This is a genomic window from Arthrobacter sp. 18067, assembly GCF_902706295.1.
GTDB lineage: Bacteria > Actinomycetota > Actinomycetes > Actinomycetales > Micrococcaceae > Arthrobacter.
The window spans coordinates 113,767-130,038 of the sequence record NZ_CACSJJ010000010.1 but is presented as its reverse complement, the minus strand read 5'-3'; the positions used below and the strand labels follow the sequence as shown (position 1 = coordinate 130,038).

Annotated in this window: 18 protein-coding genes and 1 tRNA gene; 14 read left to right on the top strand and 5 right to left on the bottom strand. The window is 62.7% G+C overall.

Features of this window, described 5'->3' with window-relative positions; all coding sequences use genetic code 11:
* Positions 1–158: 158 nt before the first annotated feature.
* The gene (locus tag GVL04_RS11875) at positions 159–848 is read left to right on the top strand and encodes a hypothetical protein (RefSeq protein ID WP_159704414.1); all 690 of its coding nucleotides are present in this window, start codon (positions 159–161) and stop codon (positions 846–848) included.
* 234 nt (positions 849–1,082) lie between these two features.
* Here GVL04_RS11875 and GVL04_RS11870 read toward each other — a convergent pair whose 3' ends face one another.
* A complete protein-coding gene (locus tag GVL04_RS11870) occupies positions 1,083–1,742 on the bottom strand; it encodes a hypothetical protein (protein WP_090823979.1) in 660 nt (219 codons plus the stop codon).
* Between the two features lie 239 nt (positions 1,743–1,981).
* On the opposite strand from GVL04_RS11870, the gene GVL04_RS11865 reads away from it, so the two are divergent.
* Positions 1,982–2,054 (top strand) — tRNA-Lys (locus GVL04_RS11865).
* Between the two features lie 353 nt (positions 2,055–2,407).
* Here the strand turns inward: GVL04_RS11865 and GVL04_RS11860 are convergent.
* Entirely contained in the window at positions 2,408–3,013 is a 606-nt protein-coding gene (locus tag GVL04_RS11860) for a bifunctional 2-polyprenyl-6-hydroxyphenol methylase/3-demethylubiquinol 3-O-methyltransferase UbiG (protein ID WP_159704411.1), read from the bottom strand.
* Between the two features lie 194 nt (positions 3,014–3,207).
* On the opposite strand from GVL04_RS11860, the gene GVL04_RS11855 reads away from it, so the two are divergent.
* Positions 3,208–4,734 carry an alpha-N-arabinofuranosidase gene (locus tag GVL04_RS11855; RefSeq protein ID WP_159704408.1) on the top strand — a complete coding sequence of 509 codons (1,527 nt, stop codon included), beginning with the start codon at positions 3,208–3,210 and terminating at the stop codon, positions 4,732–4,734.
* Here the strand turns inward: GVL04_RS11855 and GVL04_RS11850 are convergent.
* A complete protein-coding gene (locus tag GVL04_RS11850) occupies positions 4,731–5,105 on the bottom strand; it encodes a hypothetical protein (protein WP_159704405.1) in 375 nt (124 codons plus the stop codon). The genes GVL04_RS11855 and GVL04_RS11850 overlap by 4 nt on opposite strands.
* Before the next feature lie 181 nt (positions 5,106–5,286).
* Between GVL04_RS11850 and GVL04_RS11845 the strand changes: the two genes are divergently transcribed.
* Genes GVL04_RS11845 through GVL04_RS11835 form a run of 3 tightly spaced genes read left to right on the top strand, consistent with a single transcriptional unit; the run spans position 5,287 to position 7,890 of the window.
* Positions 5,287–5,694, top strand: coding sequence for a RidA family protein (locus GVL04_RS11845; protein ID WP_159704402.1), 408 nt, complete (start codon positions 5,287–5,289; stop codon positions 5,692–5,694).
* A 57-nt stretch (positions 5,695–5,751) separates the two neighbouring features.
* The gene (locus tag GVL04_RS11840; RefSeq protein ID WP_159704399.1) at positions 5,752–6,756 is read left to right on the top strand and encodes a LacI family DNA-binding transcriptional regulator; all 1,005 of its coding nucleotides are present in this window, start codon (positions 5,752–5,754) and stop codon (positions 6,754–6,756) included.
* Between the two features lie 33 nt (positions 6,757–6,789).
* Positions 6,790–7,890, top strand: a complete 1,101-nt coding sequence (locus GVL04_RS11835; RefSeq protein WP_159704396.1) for a D-TA family PLP-dependent enzyme — start codon at positions 6,790–6,792, stop codon at positions 7,888–7,890.
* Here GVL04_RS11835 and GVL04_RS11830 read toward each other — a convergent pair.
* A complete protein-coding gene (locus GVL04_RS11830) occupies positions 7,887–8,408 on the bottom strand; it encodes a flavin reductase family protein (protein WP_159704393.1) in 522 nt (173 codons plus the stop codon). The two genes, GVL04_RS11835 and GVL04_RS11830, sit on opposite strands and share 4 nt — an antisense overlap.
* Before the next feature lie 199 nt (positions 8,409–8,607).
* On the opposite strand from GVL04_RS11830, the gene GVL04_RS11825 reads away from it, so the two are divergent.
* The 8 genes from GVL04_RS11825 to GVL04_RS11790 all read left to right on the top strand — a co-directional run bounded on the left by GVL04_RS11825 (position 8,608) and on the right by GVL04_RS11790 (position 15,205).
* Positions 8,608–8,910 (top strand): urease subunit gamma, encoded by a 303-nt coding sequence (locus GVL04_RS11825; RefSeq protein WP_091464608.1) that lies wholly within the window; start codon positions 8,608–8,610, stop codon positions 8,908–8,910.
* 7 nt (positions 8,911–8,917) lie between these two features.
* Complete coding sequence (locus GVL04_RS11820; protein ID WP_159704390.1) at positions 8,918–9,286, top strand: urease subunit beta; 369 nt, start codon at positions 8,918–8,920, stop codon at positions 9,284–9,286.
* On the top strand, positions 9,283–11,013 hold the full coding sequence (gene ureC, locus GVL04_RS11815; protein ID WP_159704371.1) for an urease subunit alpha: 1,731 nt from the start codon (positions 9,283–9,285) through the stop codon (positions 11,011–11,013). Before GVL04_RS11820 ends, ureC begins: the two co-directional genes overlap by 4 nt.
* A gap of 7 nt (positions 11,014–11,020) precedes the next feature.
* Positions 11,021–11,494 (top strand): urease accessory protein UreE, encoded by a 474-nt coding sequence (gene ureE / locus GVL04_RS11810; protein ID WP_159704368.1) that lies wholly within the window; start codon positions 11,021–11,023, stop codon positions 11,492–11,494.
* A 141-nt stretch (positions 11,495–11,635) separates the two neighbouring features.
* Complete coding sequence (locus GVL04_RS11805; RefSeq protein ID WP_159704561.1) at positions 11,636–12,307, top strand: urease accessory protein UreF; 672 nt, start codon at positions 11,636–11,638, stop codon at positions 12,305–12,307.
* A gap of 21 nt (positions 12,308–12,328) precedes the next feature.
* On the top strand, positions 12,329–12,946 hold the full coding sequence (gene ureG, locus GVL04_RS11800; protein WP_159704365.1) for an urease accessory protein UreG: 618 nt from the start codon (positions 12,329–12,331) through the stop codon (positions 12,944–12,946).
* A gap of 352 nt (positions 12,947–13,298) precedes the next feature.
* A complete protein-coding gene (locus GVL04_RS11795) occupies positions 13,299–14,153 on the top strand; it encodes an urease accessory protein UreD (RefSeq protein WP_327785617.1) in 855 nt (284 codons plus the stop codon).
* Positions 14,153–15,205, top strand: a complete 1,053-nt coding sequence (locus GVL04_RS11790; protein ID WP_159704359.1) for a HoxN/HupN/NixA family nickel/cobalt transporter — start codon at positions 14,153–14,155, stop codon at positions 15,203–15,205. Before GVL04_RS11795 ends, GVL04_RS11790 begins: the two co-directional genes overlap by 1 nt.
* Before the next feature lie 57 nt (positions 15,206–15,262).
* Here the strand turns inward: GVL04_RS11790 and GVL04_RS11785 are convergent, their stop codons facing one another.
* Positions 15,263–16,240, bottom strand: coding sequence for a serine hydrolase (locus GVL04_RS11785; protein ID WP_159704356.1), 978 nt, complete (start codon positions 16,238–16,240; stop codon positions 15,263–15,265).
* Between the last annotated feature and the right edge of the window lie 32 nt (positions 16,241–16,272).

Sequence of the window (16,272 nt, the reverse complement as noted above, 5' to 3'; positions counted from 1 at the left end):
CTTGACTTGACGCAGCCCATTTCGATCCCAACTTTACCGGTCTGGTGAGGGCGTCCGCTCAGTGGGTGGATTGCTGCGGGGAGTTGTCCCCATCGCTCCGGCTCCGGTGCCGTGGAACACTGGGTAAGCACCGAATTAATCCACTCAATGGGGGAACTATGCGACTCAACAATGTAGTCAAAATCACCAGCCTTGCGGCGGCCGGACTGCTCGCGCTCAGCGCCTGCGGCACCACTGCCGCGGGCTCGACGACGGGTGGTTCCGAACCGTCGTCGTCCTCCGCCGCCTCCTCCGAGGGGGCAGGTAAATCCTCCGGCGCTTACACCGTGGCCGCGTGGGCGCTACCCATCTCTGAGGCGGGCGACAAGCTCGGAACGCTCAAGGGCGACAGCTTCAGCGTGGACGTCTACCAGGTGGCCACGGATGTGGCGTCCAAGGACAGCATGTTCGTGGACAAGGAAACCAAGGAGAACCTGCTGAAGAAGGGCGCCCCCGTGGTCTACCTGAACTACGTGGTCACCAACACCTCATCAGCCGAGATTCCCCTGAGCCACTCGCTGATCACTCCCTCTGCCAAGTACACGGACTGGAAGTACCTCGGCGGGATGCCCTCGGACTCCAGCAGCGACGGCTACAAGAAGCACGGGCTCAGCAGCTCCGGCGTGAAGCTGAAGGAAAAGGACCCGTTTGTGCTGAAGCCCGGTGAGTCCTTCAATATCGCAGAGAACTTCGCCTACACCGCGGGCAAGGACACGGAGATCAAGGCCACGATGACGCCGCAGGACGCTGCCGGCGATTTGGATCATGACAAGAAGGAAACGGCCGAAACCACTGTCACGTTGAAGTAGGTCCTTGCAGCTTCGCCCGGGCCTGCCTTAGCGCCGACCCGGGCAAACTGCGTTCGGGCATAAAAATGGTGCCGAACCGGATACGCCTCTCGGCGGTAGGCCGCTCGAAGCGGCTATAAGTTGAAGCCCGGGGGTTTCGCGGTTCGACACCAGTTTTAGTTTTCACCGTCAGGCGGTCTAAGTCAACATTGACAGTCCGGGACCGACGTGGGTACGTTTCGCCTCTTAGTTGGGCTAGTCCAGCTCGCCCAGGCGCCACGCGTTGGCAGCGTGTTCAAGGTCCTCGGCGGTCTTCACCAGCTGGTGCGAGTTGCGGGTCAACTTGCTGGCGTGACCTTCGTTGCTGTGCTCAGCGCCGTCGGCCAGAGTGGCTTGGCCGAGCGCCACCACGCGGCAGAAAGCAGCGGAACGTTCCAGCGCGACGTCGAACTCGCCGTCGAAAGCGCCCGACAAAATGGCGTCAGCCATGGTCTTCATTTCGTCTGCTCCGGGCGGCTCAGCTGCGCCGGCAACCACGTTGGCCACCTGCGCTGTGTCGCGGCCGGCTCTGAAGTAGACGGAGATCCGCTCAGGGTTCTGGATGGTGGCGGCACGAAGGGCGTAGAGCCGCCAGAGTGCGCCGGGGAGGCTTCGGGCGGGGCTTTCTGCCCACATCTCGGCGATGGCTTCGAGGCCTTGTTCGTCGGCGAGTTTTACCAAGCGGCGGGTGACCTTGGGGTCGTCGCTGTCGCGGCCACGCCTTACCAAAGCCTGGGCAGCAAGGTGGGCGGCTTCGGAAACGCGCGCGGGGTCGGCGCCACCGGCGAACGGTTCGAAATCGATAGGCGCGAAGGGCTTGGGCTTGTGGTGCCTGTTTGCTCCGCCGTACGCAGGTGGTCCTGGCTGTTCGCTCATGAGTTCACCGTACTCCTGTGCTCTGGTGGGGTCGAGTAACGGTTGCCGGGGGTGCGCTGTTGCTGCTGGCGGACCTTCGCCACCTACTTTGCCGCCGTCCTAGGCCTGACACGCCGCTGCTGCCGCGCGTCGTCGTCCAACTTTCCGCCAAAGTAGGTGACGACGGCGCGCGCCGCCTTGAGTTCCTTGCTGACCTTGACCTTGGGGTACAGTATTCATGGCTGTTTCTACAGCTGGAGGGGCCTTTAGCTCAGTTGGTAGAGCATCGGACTTTTAATCCGTGGGTCGTGGGTTCGATCCCCACAGGGCCCACCCTCCAAGACAGGCCGGAGACTTTGAGTCTCCGGCCTGTTTTTGTTTCCCTGCCTTCTGAAGCCCGGCCCGAATCCCCGCCATCGAATCTCTGTCTCCGTCCTGAGGCAACGCTGAACCAACCAAGAAGCTATATCCCAGCTTGGCCATCTTGGCCTACCTCACTCCGCATATCGACCCGCAAACGAACTGGCCCCGCGCGCTGCGCACCAAGATTAAGCTCAAATTTCCGATAGTTCCGGATTTCTCTCCGGAAAAGGACATGGGGTTTCCTTCTGAATGGGATGGGCTGGAGCTATGGGACTACAAGCCGGTGAAGTAAGTTGGGTACTCGAAGCGTGGGTATTCGGCCGTCAGGGCTCCTTCCGGCGGGCGACAATGGCGGCGTGGGGCCGGGATCCGGGGTCGGTACGTGAGTGCGTGCTGACCACTGTGAGGCCGGCATTCAGGAGCCGGGCGGCCATTTCCCCCACAGGCCAAAAGTAGGCGGGAGTCACGGCGTGCGGGAACGCCTCAACGGCTTTGCCCTCGAAGAAGCCAAGTAGGAGGCTTCCGCCGGGCTCAATGCACCGGACGAACTCACTCAAGACGGCACCGATGTCGTCAGGGGGAGTGTGAATCACCGAGTACCAGGCGAGGATCCCCGCCAATGATTGGTCCGGAGTCTGAAGCCGCTCCAGTGATTCGACTCTGAAGGGGACCTCCGGGTGGCGCTGCTGGGCCGTTGCCACGAACTCCGACACCAGGTCCACGCCCTCAACCTCGATGCCGAGAGAATGCAGGAAGTTGGCCCATTGCCCGGGTCCGCAGCCGGCGTCGATGACGCGGCCGTGCAACCCTTGGGCCCACGAGCGGACGAGCTCCCGATCGGCCGCATGCGTGCTCTCCATTGACCCGAACAGTGAGGTGTATTCCTCGGAGCGCGCAGAGTAGGCCGCGCTCACTACTTCGGATGCCATGGAACCAGCCTAAAGGCCCACGGAACGCTGGCCGGTTGGAATCTCCCGCCGAACAAAGTCGAAGTCAGCGAACAAGCGTGGGCCTGGGCGAAGACAGCGGAAGAAATCTCTTGACTCGTACCCCGCAGCCAGTCAGCATGGTTTCTATAACGTTGTAAATCGCCAAGCAGAACGAGCAGACAAGGACCCAACCTTTGGGAAACCAAGAAGAGCCCACGGCCAAAATCACCATCGACCCCGCATTCGTCGTAGGCCCAGTCAGGAGGAAGACGTTCGGCGCTTTCGTAGAGCACTTGGGCCGCTGCGTGTACACGGGCATCTTCGAACCCGAACACCCGAAAGCCGACGACGACGGTTTCCGCACCGACGTTCTGGATCTCACCAAGGAGTTGGGTGTCTCCACGGTCAGGTATCCGGGCGGGAACTTCGTCTCGGGCTATCGCTGGGAAGACGGCGTTGGACCAAAGGAAGACCGTCCCACCCGCCTCGACCTCGCCTGGCACTCCACTGACCCGAACCTGGTAGGCGTGGACGAGTTCGCCAAGTGGTCGGTGAAGGCCGGCGTCGACCCCATGATGGCCGTGAACCTGGGCACCAGGGGCACGCAGGAAGCCCTGGACCTGCTGGAGTACTCCAACATCCAAGGTGGAACGGCCCTGTCTGAACAGCGCAAGGCGAATGGCGCCGTCGAGCCTCACAACATCACCATGTGGTGCCTCGGAAACGAGATGGACGGCTTCTGGCAGATCGGACACAAGAAGGCGGGTGAGTACGCGAGGGTCGCTGCCGAAACGGCAAGGGCCATGCGGATGATCAACCCGGACCTGGAACTCGTGGCCTGCGGAAGCTCGGCACCCACCATGCCCACGTTCGGTGAGTGGGAACGCGTGGTCCTCAACGAGACATTTGAGTTGGTGGACCTGATCTCGGCCCACCAGTACTTCGAGGACTTCGGGGACCTCCAGGAGCACCTGTCGGCAGGGCACCGGATGGAGGCCTTCATCAAGGACCTGGTGTCCCACATCGATCACGTGAAGTCGGCCAACAAGTCCGAAAAGCAGGTCAATATCTCATTCGATGAGTGGAACGTTTGGCACATGTCCCGTGATGAGTCCAAGGCGCCCACGGGTGACGACTGGCCGGTCGCGCCGGTGCTGCTCGAAGACCGCTACACGGTTGCCGACGCTGTGGTGGTGGGCGATCTGCTCATCACGCTGCTGCGCAACACGGACCGCGTCCATTCAGCGAGCCTCGCGCAACTGGTCAACGTGATCGCCCCCATCATGACCGAGCCTGGCGGACGTGCGTGGAAGCAGACCACGTTCCACCCGTTCGCGCTCACCTCGCAGCACGCCTCCGGCACCGTGCTCAACCTCGCCGTCGAGTCTCCGCAACTGGACAGCGAAAAGACGTCTGGGTTCAGCGCGCTGTCAGCTGTGGCGACCTATAACGCAGAAGCCAATGAGGCCGTGGTGTTCGCCGTGAACCGCTCGGCGACGGACGCGCTGACGCTGGATGCCGCCGTCGGAAGCCTCAACGCAAGCAAAGTCATTGAGTCCGTCACCTACTCCAACAAGGACCCGTACTGGCAGGCGACGGCAGACGATTCGACGTCGGTCCTGCCGTCCGAGAACGTCAGCGTGAAGCTCGACGGCGGTCGCCTCACCGCCGGGCTCCCTGCCGTGAGCTGGACCATGATCCGGTTGTCGCTTGAAGACTAGGCGATCTGCTGAGTACCGTCGTGGAACATGGGGTACGCAGAAATTGGTGTGACAGTGGCCGACAGAGTTGGCTCCGGGGCCAGTGTTCCGGGTGCCGGAGCCGGCTCGTCAACTGTCACGATGTCCATGGATTCCATGTCCAGCAGCCTGCGACTCCCGGTATCGTCTGTGAGCCAGAAAAGGTCGGTCCCCGAGACGGTTTTGACCACGGTGCCTCGGTGATAAAGGCGGCCGTTGTGCCAGGCCTCTACGTATTCGCCTGGGCTTAGCGGGTGCGGCTCTTCCTTGCTGCCCGGCATGGTGCCGAACGCCTGCGCCAGGCTGGCCTGCGTCTTCAGCGCCTGGAAAAGATCCCTGTTTGTAATGCTCATGTCTGCTCCCCTCAGCTCGCTTCGCTGTCCGATTGCCTTCAGCTGTGCGCCAATTGACTTCAGCTTTGCGCATGTATGTTGCGGGCGCGTTGCATGGGGATGAGCGGCGTGTGACGGCTGCAGGGAAGCGACGCCGTGATGGAATGTGGCCAGCCGTTCACATCTAATCCAAGGACCTCCAATGCCCAGCGCTGTGACCCTCATTCGCTCTGAACAACTCAGTTCGGCAGCCCAGTACGCCTATGCAGCCACTGCGCCCGCCGAAGCCCGGTTGATCTTCCTGGCAGGGTCATGCCCGCTGAACGAGGACGGAACCACAACAGGTATTGGGGACTACAAAGCCCAAGCGGAAAAGTCGGTCGAAAACATGGTGTTGGCCTTGGAAGCAGCCGGAGCGGGAATCGGGGACGTGGTTTCCACCCGCGTCCTTGTCGCATCGACGCAGCAGGCGGACCTGGTCGCGGCCTGGGACGTAGTGCGCGCTGCATTCGGCGACCACGACGTACCGAGCACCCTCATGGGCGTCACCGTCCTCGGCTACAACCATCAGTTGGTGGAGATCGAGGCTGTCGCCGCAGTCATCGACTGACTCCATGTCGGCCTGATCTGCAACGATGTATGCCAACAGGACAGAAGGAGCATATTGATGGCCGTCACCATGAACGACGTCGCACGGGTCGCCGGTGTCTCGTTGAAGACGGTCTCCAACGTGATCAACAACTACGAGTTCATCCGGCCCACCACCAAACAGCGCGTCCTGGATGCCATCGATGAGCTCGGCTACGAAACCAACCTGACGGCCCGCAGCCTCCGCTCGGGCAAGACCAGCATGCTCGGCCTGGTCCTGGCAGACCTATCCATTCCGTACTACGCCGAGTTGGCGTCGGACATCATGAAAGCGGCGTGGGCCCGGGGCTACCGCGTCCTGGTAGAACAGTCAGGAAACGAGCCGTACCACGAAAAGGCGGCGCTCCAAGGCCAGTTCCGCACGCTCACGGATGGTCTTCTTTTCATACCTCTCGCCTTGGACGCTGAACAGATAATCGACGCCGCGGGCAAGAAGCCGCTGGTCCTGCTCGGCGAATTCGTTCAGGACCCGCGGCTGGATATGGTCCTCATTCAGAACCACCGGGCCGCCGCCGCGGTCACCACGCACCTGCTGGCGGGCGGCCGCCGTCGTATAGCTGTTTTGGGCGCGCACGACGGCGACACCACCGGCAGTAACGGCCTGCGCCTTGAGGGATACAGGGCTGCGCTCGCTGACGCCGGCGTGGCCTACGATCCGGCCTTGGTGGTTGGGTGCGATTGGCGGCGCGACGGCGGTGCTGATGCCACCGCGAGGCTGCTGGATAGTGGTGTGGAATTTGATGCCGTTTTCGGACTCAACGACGCTCTCGCTTTGGGCGCGCTTCACGAACTCCTGGTCCGTGGCAAGAAGGTCCCCGAGGAGATCGCCGTTGCCGGTTTTGACGACATCGATGAGGCGCGGTTCGCGTCGCCGTCGCTGACCACCGTGGCGCCGGGACGTGCGGAAATTGCGGAGCGCGCCGTCGAACTTCTGATCAACAGGATTGAAAGCATGGACGCCTCGCCTCAAGTGCAGCAGCCGGAGGCGGCGTTTGAGGTGCGGGTCAGGCAGTCGGCGCCGTAGGCCGATAGCGTTCAGGCCATTAGGGTTTGAGGAATGAACGTGATCCCCTCTGAAGTTGTTACCCCTGCCGTCCTGATCGACGTCGAGGTCCTGGACCGGAACATCGAACGCATGGCAGCAAGCATGCTCAGCAGGGGACTTAAGCTTCGTCCGCACGTGAAGACGCACAAAACGTTGGAGATCGCCCGGAAGCAGCTGTCGGCCGGTGCTGTGGGGATCACCGTTGCCACCATCGGCGAAGCCGAGGTCTTCGCGGCGGACGGAGTGAAGGACATCTTCATCGCCTACCCGCTGTGGGTGGAAGCCCACCACGCTGACCGCCTGCGGGCCTTGGTGGCAAAGAGCCGCATAGCTGTGGGCGTGGATTCTGCTGAAAGTGCGACGGCGATGGGCCGCCAGCTCGGCGCGGATGCCGGGAGCATTGAGGTTCTGATCGAAGTCGACAGCGGGCATCACCGAAGCGGCGTTCTGCCGGACGAAGTGGTGGAGGTCGCTCAGGCAGCGGCTGCCGCCGGGTTGATGGTGTCCGGCGTTTTCACGTTCCCCGGCCACAGCTACAAACCCGGCATGCCCACGGGTGCGGCAAGCAACGAAAATGAGTCGCTCGGTCTGGCGGCCACGGCGCTGGCCTCGGCGGGCTTCGAAGTGACCACCATCAGCGGAGGTTCCACTCCTACAGCCCTGATTGACAGCGAAACGGTGGCCACGGAGCTCCGTCCAGGGGTGTACGTGTTCGGCGACGCCCAGCAACTGGAACTTGAACGGTGCACGTGGGACGACATCGCGTTGACCGTCGCGGCCACCGTGGTCAGCAGGCACGAAGCTGCAGGTGGCAACGTTCGCCGCGTTGTGGTGGACTCAGGCAGCAAGATCCTGGGCAGCGACCGGCCGGATTGGGCAACGGGATACGCACGGCTCCCCGAATACCCCGAAGCCAGGGTCACCGCGTTGTCCGAGCACCATGCCACGGTTGTTTGGCCGGACTCGTCGGAGCTGCCGCCGCTGGGCACCCGGCTCCGGGTGATCCCGAATCATGTGTGCCTGACCATGAACCTGGTGGATGAGGTCACTGTGGTCCGCGATGGCGCCGTGGTGGAGCAGTGGACCGTGGCAGCCCGCGGCCGGAACAACTAGCCCAACGCCGGAACGCTCTCAAACACCGTGTGGAACTCGCGGTTGTGATAAACCAGCGGAGCTGAGCTGGACGAATTGGACCGGATGTCCAGCACCGTTGCGGCCAGCAGGACAGAGCCACCCAGCGGTGCCCGATGGACGATTTCGCACCGAAGCGCCCACGGAGCCTCCCTGAGCAGGGGCTCGCCTGTGGGCAGCAGTTCCCAGTCCATGTCACCGGTGAACCGTGGGGCCGCGGGGTTGGCAAATGCACGGACGAGTTCCACCTGGTCCGCGCGCACCAGATGCACCACGACTGTATGCGCGGCGGCGATGTGGGACGCTGACCGGCCGCCGGTCACGGAGAACGCGAGCGTTGGCGGATCCACCGCGACCGATGCCACCGAGGATGCCGTGAGACCTACTGCTCCGTCTGGCCCGGCCGCCGTGATGATGGCAACTCCTGCCGGATGAGAGCGAAACGCCGCCTTGAAGAGCTCGCCGATTGGCTCGGATGGCAGGGGGCTGTGGTGGGTCATTCATACACCTTCGTGGGACTGGTTCGGGACAGTGCCGCTTGCGGGCGCGCACCTGAACGATGCTAGGACCTCAACTTAAGTTGAGGTCAATTCGGGGATATTCGACCCCCGGTTGAGACGGTTTGGAAACGTAGCCGAAACTTCCGCTCCCTACGCTGGTCACATCTGTCACGGACGTGCCCACGTACAAGGAGAATCGATGCATCTTTTGCCCCGCGAGCAGGAGAAACTCATGATCGTGGTGGCTGCCGACCTCGCTCGGCGCCGCCAAGGGCGCGGGCTGAAGTTGAACTACCCCGAAGCCGTGGCCATCATCAGCTATGAGCTCATCGAAGGCGCACGCGACGGCCGGACGGTCGCCCAACTGATGAGCTACGGGACCACCGTGCTCCGGCGCGAAGACGTGATGGAGGGCGTGCCGGAGATGATCCACGACGTCCAGATCGAAGCCACCTTCCCTGACGGCACCAAGCTCGTCACCGTCCACAACCCCATCCGATAGGAGCCCCATGATCCCCGGTGAATACAGGCTCCAGCCCGGTTCCATCGCGTGCAACGGCGGCCGTGAGGCGATCGCCGTCGAGGTTGTGAACCGCGGCGACCGTCCCGTGCAGATCGGCTCGCACTACCACTTTGCCGAGGCCAACCGCGCCCTGGAATTTGACCGCGAAGCCGCCTACGGCCGCCGTTTGGATATCCCGGCCGGAACCGCCGCCCGTTTTGAACCCGGTGACCGGAAGACCATCCAGTTGATCGAGATTGCTGGGGCGCGTGAAGTGTTCGGCCTCAGCAATGCCGTTAACGGAAAGCTCGACGGCGGCACTGGCCTAGCCGGGGAACCCCGCCCGGGCGTCGCAGCAGAGAGGGACCACCAGTGAGCTTCGAGATTCCCCGCAGGCAGTACGCCGAACTGTACGGCCCGACAACCGGCGACGCCATCCGCTTGGCCGACACAGAGCTGTTCCTCGAAATCGAGAAGGACTTGACGGTTTATGGCGAGGAAGTGGTGTTCGGCGGCGGCAAAGTCATCCGCGACGGCATGGGCCAGAACGGCCAACTCACCCGCTCGGAAAACATTCCGGACACTGTGATCACCAACGTGATCGTCCTGGACTACAGCGGCATCTACAAAGCCGACGTTGCCCTCAAGGACGGGCATATTTTCAAGATCGGCAAGGCCGGAAACCCCCAGATTGCTGACGGCGTGGACATCGTGATCGGCGCCGGCACAGAAATCATCGCCGGCGAGCGGAAAATCCTCACAGCCGGCGGCATCGACACCCACATCCACTTCATCTCCCCCGAACAGGTCCCCGCGGCGCTCTGCAATGGCATCACCACGATGGTTGGCGGCGGCACCGGTCCGGCCGAAGGAACCAAAGCCACCACCATCACTCCCGGCGCCTGGCACATCTCGCGGATGCTCCAGGCCGCCGAAGGGCTCCCGGTCAACATCGGCCTGTTCGGCAAGGGCCACGCGTCCGCCGTCGAGCCTCTCGCTGAGCAGATCCGTGCCGGTGCTGTCGGGCTCAAAGTCCATGAGGACTGGGGTTCAACAACCTCGTCCATCGACATGTCCTTGCGGGTTGCCGACGAATACGACGTCCAAGTCGCGATTCATACCGACACCCTGAACGAGTGCGGATTCGTCGAAGACACCATCCGTGCCATCGATGGCCGCGTCATCCACACCTTCCACACCGAAGGCGCAGGCGGTGGGCACGCTCCGGACATCATCAAGATCGCCGGGCTGCCGAACGTGCTCCCCGCCTCCACCAACCCCACGCTGCCGTACACACGGAACACCATCGAAGAGCACCTGGACATGCTCATGGTCTGCCACCACCTCAACCCGGACATCCCCGAAGACGTGGCCTTTGCCGACTCCCGCATCCGTGCCGAAACAATCGCCGCCGAAGACGTCCTGCACGACCTCGGAATCTTCGCGATCACCTCCTCCGACTCCCAAGCCATGGGGCGTGTCGGTGAAGTAGTGACAAGGACCTGGCAGGTAGCCGACGCCATGAAACGCCAGCGAGGCGTGCTGAAGGACCCGTCCGGGACAGTCCATGGATCCGCCGAATCCGACAACTTCCGGCTCAAACGCTACGTGGCCAAATACACCATCAACGCGGCCATCGCCCAAGGCATGGCAGACGTCATCGGCTCCGTGGAAGAAGGCAAATTCGCCGACCTCGTCCTCTGGGATCCGGCCTTCTTCGGGGTGAAACCCGAGCTCGTCATCAAAGGCGGCCAGATAGCCTACGCACTCATGGGCGACGCCAACGCCTCCATCCCCACGCCCCAACCCCGCACCATGCGCCCCATGTTCGCCACGTACGGCAAAGCCCTCCAACAGACGTCCATTACCTTCCTGTCCAAGGCCGCCATCGACGCCGGAGTGCCCGCCGAGCTAGGGCTCGAACGCATCATCAAACCCGTCAGCGGCATCCGCAACCTCACCAAAGCGGACCTCAAATACAACGGCGAAACCCCGGACATCGCCGTCGACCCCGAAACGTACAAAGTGACAGTCGACGGCGTCGAAGTCACCTCCGAACCTTCCGACGTGCTGCCCATGGCGCAGCGCTATTTCCTCTTCTAGGAGCCTCATGATCATCGAAAAAATCCTGGGCAACCTGCACGAACAACCCAGCTCCTACGCCGGCCACCACAAAGAAAAAGTGGTGCTACCCAGCGCCCTGCTGGTCAAACGCATCCAACGCGTCACCACCGACCACGGCAAAGAACTCGGCATCCGCCTCCCCACCGGAACCGGCGACCTCCGCGACGGCGACATCCTCGCCATCAGCGACAGCAACGTCATCGTCATCTCCGTGCTGCCCACCGATGTCCTGGTCATAGGGCCGCGAAGCATCCACGAAATGGGGGTCGTAGCGCATTCGCTTGGCAACCGGCATCTGCAGGCGCAATTCTTCGACGCTGCGTCCGAGTACGGAGCCGAAGTCATGGTTTGTCAGTATGACCACACAGTCGAGGACTATCTGAAGAGCGTCGGCGTCCCCTACGACAGGCAAGAGCGGGTCATGCCGGTGCCCTTCCGCCATGCTGAGCATTCGCACTAAAGCTGTGCGCCGCGTCAGGTTGGGTGCGCACGCTTGCGCTCCGCTGGGAAGGGGGCCGTGCCCGCTTCGCGATGCCCGCCACGCCGCGGCCCCCTTCCCAGCTCCGCTCAAGCGCGCCGTCCTCACCTCCGGCGGTTGGCTGTGAGTGCGACATATCAGCTGGCTCTTCAGCAGTTGACCGACTCTGCGTTGCCTACGGGGGCGTTTGCTCATTCTTTGGGGTTTGAGACGTACATCGAGCGTGAGCTTGTTTGTGATGAGAGGTCGTTTGGGGTTTGGCTTTCCGCTTTTGTGGGGCAGCAGCTGACTTATTCCGATGGGTTGGCTATGCGCTTCCTTTATGAGGGGGTGGATGTTGGCTTGTTGGATTCTGTTCTTTCCGCGCAGTTATTGGCTCGGGAAGTGCGGGAGGCTTCGCTCAAAATGGGTGGGCGGCTGCTGGAGATTGGCGGGGAAGTGTTCCCGTCGGGGGAGTTGGCCGACTATCAGGAACTGGTTCGCGAGGGGTTAGCTGGGGGGCATCAGCCCCTGGCGTTTGGGGTGATCGCGCGGTCTTTGGGGGTTCCCGTTGTACCGGCGCTTTCCGCCTATTTGTTTGCCACAGTGACTTCCCTGACCCAGAACGCCGTGCGCGCCATCCCGTTGGGGCAGAACGCAGGGCAGCGCGTACTTCGCCAAGCGCACGACGCCGTTGCTACCGCCGTCGACGATGTAGCACAGCTGTGCTGGGACGACTTTGGGGCCGTCAGCCCCGGTCTCGAAATTTCACAAATGCGGCACGAACGGCAACGCGCCCGCATGTTCATGAGCTAGCTACTGTAAAGGACAGAAAACATGCCAGAACCCATCAAGATCGGCGTCGGCGGACCCGTCGGAGCCGGCAAAACCCAGCTCGTGGAACGCATCACCCGGCACATGAGCGGCGAGATCTCCATGGCCGCCATCACCAACGACATCTACACCATCGAAGACGCCAAAATCCTGGCCGCCAACGGCATCCTCCCAGAAGATCGCATCATCGGCGTCGAAACCGGCGGCTGCCCCCACACCGCCATCCGCGAAGACACCTCCATGAACACCGCGGCCATCGAAGAACTCAAGACGCGTCACCCCGACCTGCAGGTCATCTTCGTCGAATCCGGCGGCGACAACCTCTCCGCCACTTTCAGCCCCGAACTCGTCGACTTCTCCATCTACATCATCGACGTCGCCCAGGGCGAGAAGATCCCCCGCAAGGCGGGCCAAGGGATGATCAAATCCGACCTCTTCATCATCAACAAAACCGACCTGGCGCCCCACGTCGGAGCGGACCTGGCCATCATGGAGCGGGACTCCAAGGAATTCCGCGGCAACAAGCCCTTCTGCTTCACGAATCTGAAGACTGACGACGGGTTGGACGCCGTCCTCAACTGGATCCGGCGCGACGTCCTGATGCTCGACTTGGCATCATGAACGCGGCTGTTAGCGACGCGTCTGTGAGCGGAAGCCCGGCGGCTTCGCCGGGGATAAGGGGCCGTGCCCGTCCCCAGCCGCTCCCAACTCTCGCAAGCTCGAGTCGGGGCCCTCGCGGCAGTGGGCCCCCCACGAGGCCCACCACGCCGCGGCCCCTTACCCCCGGCTCCGCAGCCTCTGCGGTCGAGTCACCTCGCGGCAGTTGGCACGCCGCGATGCCAGCCACGCCTCCCCTGAAATTCGGAGCCGCTGCGGCCATCGCATCTCCTTGCGTGGGCGGCCTATGAGCACGCACGTTGTGGTCCCACACGTTGATTCCGGTGCTTGGGGGAACGGGGCGCCCCACGCTGGGTTGGCTTCCTTGGAGCGCCCGGTGCGGGGGCGGTTGGAGTTGGGCGTCAGTGTGCGGGGTGGGAGGTCCGTTGCTTCCAGGCAATTTCATGAGGGTGCCTTGAGGGTGTTGCGGCCGCATTACTTGGATGAGAGCGGGCAGGTTTGTTTCGTCATGGTCAATCCGGGCGGGGCGTATTTGGGGGCCGATCTGTTCCTCATTGATGTGGAGGTTGAGGCGGGGGCGGAGCTGTTGTTGACGACTCAGTCGGCTACCAAGATTTATCGGACTCCGGGGTCGTTTGCCGAGCAGCGGATGAGTGTCCGGCTGGGGGAGGGCTCGCGGTTGGAGCTGATGCCTGACCAGTTGATTGCGTACCGGGAAGCGAGCTATCGGCAGAATTCGCACATCAGTCTCCACCCGACGTCGAGCCTTGTCATGGCCGAGGTCATCACGCCGGGGTGGTCGCCGGACGGCGCAGCCTTCAAATACGAAGAGGTACGGCTGCGGAATGAGATCTGGATCGACAGTGGGAACGGACCTAAGTTGTTGGCTCTCGACAACCTGCTCGTTATCCCACCTGTCAACGACGTGACCGGGATGGGGTTCATGGAGGGCTTCAGCCATTTGGGGTCGTTGGTGGTGGTGGATCCACGGGTGGATCAGGGGCTTGCTGACGAGCTGCACGCGATAACCCGGGATTTTGACGCCTACACGGGTGTTTCTTTGACGGCGGCTATTGCCGGGACCGCGGGGCTTGTGCTGCGATCGTTGTCGAACAGCACTGAGGAACTCAACAAACTGCTGGGTACTTGCACCGGCGTTCTGCGGGAACGTTGGCACGGGCAGGGACCCTTGAACCTGAGGAAGTATTAATGACTGCGCTGACCGAGTTCGCCACCATGTATCGGGAGCGGGAGACGTTGTCCCTGCGGACCAGGCTGTTGTTCACGTTCGGCGCCGTCGCCGCTTTGCACGTTGCCGCCGTCGTGCTCTTGATTGCCGGTACGGCAGGTGCGGCGCAGCCGTTGGCGCTGGGGCTGGTGGTCACCGCGTATGTGGCCGGCATCAAGCACAGTTACGACTGGGACCACATCGCCGCGATCGACAATTCGACCCGCAAATTCGTAGCGCAGCGCAAGGATCCTGTCAGTGTGGGGTTTGCGTTCAGCCTTGGCCACAGTTCCGTGGTGATCCTGGCGGGCTTGCTGGTGGTGGCGGGAGCCACGGTGATCGGGCAGTTCATGGAGGACGGCACCACGGGTAACAAAGTGCTGGGCCTGATCGGCAGTGGGGTTTCCGGGCTGTTCCTGTTGGCGATGGGACTCTTCAACGGCTCCGCATTCGTCCGTGCCACGCAGGTCTACCGGAAAGTGCAGGCCGGTGGCGAGGTGCGGCAAGAGGACCTGGAGGCGAAGGGCCTCGTTGCCCGGTTGCTGGCCAAGCCGCTGTCCAAAGTGGAGCGGCCGCGCAACATTTACGTGATCGGTTTCCTGTTTGGGCTTGGCTTCGACACCGCCACCACCATCGGGCTGCTGGTCATCACGACGACGGCGTCACTCGCTGGCGTGTCGCCGCTCGCCTTGATGGCCCTCCCTCTCGCGTTCACCGCTGCCATGACCCTGTGCGATTCGATCAACGGCGTGGCCATGATGAAGATGTATAAGTCAGCCATCCACAATCCGAGGCGCAAGCTCGGTTTCAACGCCGTGATCACCGGCATCTCAGCCGTATCGGCGCTCTTCATCGCCGTGATCACGCTGGGTGGGTTCGTGAATGCGGCGTTTGAACTCGAGGACCCGCTCACCACATGGCTCGGCAGCATCGACCTCGGTGACGCAGGCCTGATCCTGGTGGGCTTGTTCGTGCTTGTCTGGGCTGTGTCCGCGGTGCGTGGTCGGCATGTGCGGTCAGCGCAACCCATCTAAGTCGCAGTTGAGCGCGTTTAGAAGCCTCAAAACGCGCTCAATTGCGACCTAGTCGGGCTAGGAAGCCGCCACCGCGTTGAAGAGCTCGTTCGTGTCCACGCCGAGGTCCGGAGTGTCCAGCACGTTCGTCAGGAAGACGACGCAGCGGTCCTGTTCCGGGAACATCCACCACTCAGTGCCGGACCAGCCGGGGTGGCCATAGATCCCCTTTGCCAGCAATTCGGATTCGTTGGCAGGCAGCTGAAAGCCCAAGCCTGTGTGGCGCAGGGGAGCGGGCCGGGTGGTGATGTGGGAAACCGTGGTGGTGCGGGGCCGGCGCATGGCCGCCAATGTTGTCGGCTTGACGGCTTTCCCGGAGTCGCGCAACAGTTCCGAACCCAGGTTGAGGAGGTCCGTAGCCGTGCCAAAGAGACCTGCGCCGGGATGCCTCTTTCGATACATGCCCTGAACGTCGAGGCCGGCCGCATCGGTGCCGTGGACGGTGTGCGGGTTGCAGGCTGAATCAAATGTGAGAGAACCAGCGCCAGTGTCAGCAGCAAGGGACAAAAGCTGCTCCTCGAACGGCCGCCCGTCGGCCCACTCGGCCATTGCCGCCGCACCCTCGAAGGCTATGTTGCAGTACTGGACCAGCGATCCCGCGTAGAAGGCCTGGCCCGCAGAGGTGAGATCCTCGCTGAGGGGAGCGCCGCCGTCGAGCGCTGGATCCGTAATACCCGAACGGTGGCTGAGCAGGTGTTCAAGGGTCACAGTGTCGGTGCGGGCGGCGCCAAAGGCCGGCAGCGCCGCTCTCAGCGAAGCGCCCAGGGACAGTTTCCCCAGCTCGACCTGCCGCATGACGGTCAACGCGCTGATCGGTTTGGTCACTGAGAACAACGCAAAGTGGTCATCGGACGTGGCTTGCCTGCCGCCGTCGGCCCCGAACGCCACAACGTCCTCGATGCCTTGGCTGGAGGCAATCCCCAGCACCGCAACCGGTACGCGCCCGAGGTCGACCTGCTTGCGGGCCCAGTCTGCGGAGGGTCCTGAGTGCACCATTGTTGTTCCACGCTCTCTTGTCCGGGGTCTGC